General features: G+C 38.0%; 1 protein-coding gene. It reads left to right on the top strand.

The features are described from left to right. Positions 1–517 precede the first annotated feature (517 nt). Positions 518–3,822: S8 family serine peptidase (locus tag CHI06_RS28200; RefSeq protein WP_095251946.1), on the top strand; the 3,305-nt coding region annotated here is incomplete at its 3' end.

The raw sequence follows: 3,822 nt of genomic DNA, 5'->3' as shown, positions 1-3,822 counted from the left end.
TAGCAAATTTAAGGGAGTAGAACGCTACCCCTTTTTTTATTGCACAGGATCAAGGAATGTATGGGCCATTCGGCAATTAATATTATATTTCTACATAATGAATAAATGTCCAAAATACCATATACGTTTTTAGTTCTTTATACACATTTTAATCAATTGTTTTTTTTTGCATTTTCATAAAATTCTATTAATTATGTTATTTCCCCCCATTTTAAGAGAAAATACTCCACTAAAATTAAGATTTCGACAAAATTATAAATATTTTTCCTGATGACAACTTGAAATTCAACTTTAATATTGTTTAATTGACAATTTTTTTAATCGTAATTTTAACATATAAGTCTATGGAACTATGCTTTATTCCCCCAATTGCCTGTGATTTATGATGTATGTACAATTCTAATTGTATTTATTTCCTCAGAATGGTTATTAAATTGTAATTTTATTAAATTACTAATCTCATAAAAGTAGTGAAATAAATATAAAAATTAAACCAAATAAAAAAGGAGCAATGTTAATGACCAAGAGTAAATTGAAGGCATTTAAAGTAATGACTACTGCAGCTGTAACATCCTTAATTCTTTCATCATTCACAGTCTTTGCGGAAACGAATGACACTTCAACCGAGCCACTATTGACCAATCCAGAATTTGCGACTAGTTTGTTAGAGAACCAACTGTCTGATCAAGAGAAGGTGACATTAGACCAACCCCACAAGCCAGTTGATACTAAATATACTCCTAACGATTCGGTACGAGTGATTGTGGAAATGACAGGAGAACCTGTACATAGTGGCAAGGGAAATGAAGCTGAAAAGAAAAAATTAAAGCAAGCTCAAAAATCATTGATCCAAGAGATGAAAGAAACGAAAAAGTTGAATGTGAAAGAGCGACATCACTTTGTGACGGGTATTAATGGCTTCAGTATGGATACGCAGTTCAAGAATATCAAAGAAATTGAAAAATTAGATGGAGTGGCTCGTGTTCATATTGCAGAGACCTATCAACAAATGATGAGCTCCAGTCAATCCATGATACAAGCGAAAAAAGTATGGGAAGAGTTAGGGTACCATGGTGAGGGGATGGTGGTTGCTGTTGTCGACACGGGAGTAGATTATCCCCATAAGGATCTAACTATGTCTGACAGAGGAAAAGAGAAAGAAAAGTGGACCTCTACCACTATAAAAGAAAAATTAGCTGAAACTGAAATAAATGATGGCTGGTTTACAGATAAAGTACCATCTGGTTACGATTGGGCTGACAATGATCCAGATGTTATCCCCTGGGGTTCTGCTCATGGAACGCATGTATCAGGAATAATTGGGGCCAATGGAACCGATGAAATAGACGGAGTAAAAGGGATTGCACCTGATGTGCAGATCCTAGCGGAAAAAGTCTTTTCCGATAATGGGGGTGGGGCATATGCAGACGATATCATAGCCGGAATCAATCATGCGGTTGAAATGGATGCCGATGTCATCAACATGAGCTTAGGAACTGACGCTGAGTTTGTGGATGAAGAAAATCCTATACAAAAAGCAGTTCATACTGCTACAGATCAAGGAGTATTAGTGGTATGTGCAGGTGGTAACGCATACTACAGTACCAAAAGTGGATCCACTGCATATAAAAACCCATCCTATGCTCAAAATCCTGATATTGGAGTAATATCCTCACCTGGTATAAGTCCATTTGCATTACAAGTAGCTTCTTATGAAAATGACCAAATACGCATGGACACACTGACTCTTTCAGATGGGAAAAAACTTATTTACAAAAGGTATGGAGGTAGGTATCCGCTGGCAGATGCCTTTACTCAAAATAAAGAGATTGAGTTAGTTTATGTAGGCTATGGTAGTACTCAGGATTTCACAGGAAAAGATGTAAAAGGCAAAATCGTGGTGGCTGAACAACGATTTGCGGGCAGTGAACAATCTATACAATCTCCTGCTCTAAAGGGAGGAGCCGTAGGAGTGATTGTAGCTCCTTTAGCGTCATTAGGAGATTATGGCAACTTACTTTTTTCTCAATATTCCATCCCAGGAGCTAGTACTCAGGTCGCTGAAGGACAAAACTTGATTCAACGTTTGAAAAACGGTGAAAAGATTACGGTTCAAGCGGGTCAGGGAACCTGGATAGATAATAAAAATAAGGGGAAAATGTCTGACTTCTCATCTTGGGGAGCACCGACTACCCTTGATTTTAAGCCTGAAATCACCGCACCTGGTGGTAAGATTTATTCAACTATCTGGGAAAACCATTATGCAGTATATAGCGGAACTTCCATGGCTACACCAATGGTAGTGGGTGGAGGAGCTTTGGTTTTACAGTCGCTCTACGAAAAAGGCGTCACCAAAGGTTCAAATGCTGTCTATCAAGCGAAAACAGCTTTGATGAATACAGCTAAAGTAGTGATGGACCCTGCAACAGATGGGAAAATTCCATATTCACCACGTAAACAAGGCTCAGGGATGATGCAAATTGCTAATGCTCTGCAAACACCTGTATTAGTAAAAGATAAGTTTGCTAAGCCAGAAAATGCAGCTGCTGTGGAATTAAAAGAAATTAAGCAAGATAAAGTAAAATTTATGCTATTGTTAGAGGCGTTAGCTGGTAAATCCTCTCCAGAGGAGATTACCTATGATGTGTATCTAGATCTTTTAACAGATGATACCGAGCTGAAAGATATTGATATAAATAGAGATGGGAAAAATGATAGAACCATGGAAGTGTTAAAGCTAATGAGCAAGCGCATCGAAGGTGCAACAGCGAAGATTAACGGAAAAGATTTTAGCGACACAACACCTGCCACCTTTACCGTGAAAAAAGGTCATCTGCAAGATTTAGAGGTGGATATTAAACTTCCAGATGGATTGAAGAAAAATATATTTGTTGAGGGATTTGTTCGCTTTGTTCCGAGAAATGGAGATCAAGCTTCGATTCCGTCCTTAACAATTCCGTATATGGGCTTTTATGGTAACTGGGATGAACCTCAAAACTTAGATGCACCGAAGTGGGACCAAAATGCTTTTTTACAAGAAACAGCTCTATTTCCTAACTATGGTCAGAAAAACTGGCTTGGCAAACCAGCTATACCAATTGGTTATGATAATGTGACCAAAACATTCTCAGAAGAAAGAATGGCCATCTCTCCACATGCTGCGAACCAGGGTCTTTATCCACAGTTTACCACCTTGCGGAATGTAAAAAAGGTGGACATGTACGTTGAAGATGCATCAGGTAATCGAGTTCGTGATCTTGGAGATTTCAGTGAATTTACTGAAACAGGAGAACCATGGAAATTTAGAAAAAATGTAATGTCAAATGGTGAATTCGTCGTTTGGGGTGGGTATAACTGGAATTTGAAATCAGATGATGGAAAATATGTTCCAGACGGAAAGTATCAATTTATTATAGAGAGCACATTAGATTATAAAGGAGCACGTCCGCAAAAGGTTAAGATGCCGATTAATATAGATTCTGTTGCACCAAAAGTAGAAAATATTCAAGTCAACAAAACACCAGAAAATAAGTATCTGATTAGTTGGGACATGATGGATAATGCAGGGGGAAGCGGCTTAACAAAATCGATAGTTTATGTCGATGGCATATATAAAACTATTTCTGCAACACAATCGTCCTTACTAGTAAATGCAGAACCGAAAAGTGTAATCGTAGTGCCATTTGACTGGGCAGGTAATGTCACTTATGAAATATACGGAGATCGCTCGTATTTAAATCAGTATACATTCCTTACAGCGTGGGATGTATGGGGTAGACCAATAACGCAACAGGAGCCAGGTCATATTTTGGGAATTGGCTT

This window comes from Bacillus sp. 7884-1 (assembly GCF_002272245.1).
Lineage (GTDB): Bacteria > Bacillota > Bacilli > Bacillales > Cytobacillaceae > Neobacillus.
The sequence above is the reverse complement of the archived record's forward strand: the minus strand, read 5'-3'. Positions and strand labels throughout refer to the sequence as shown.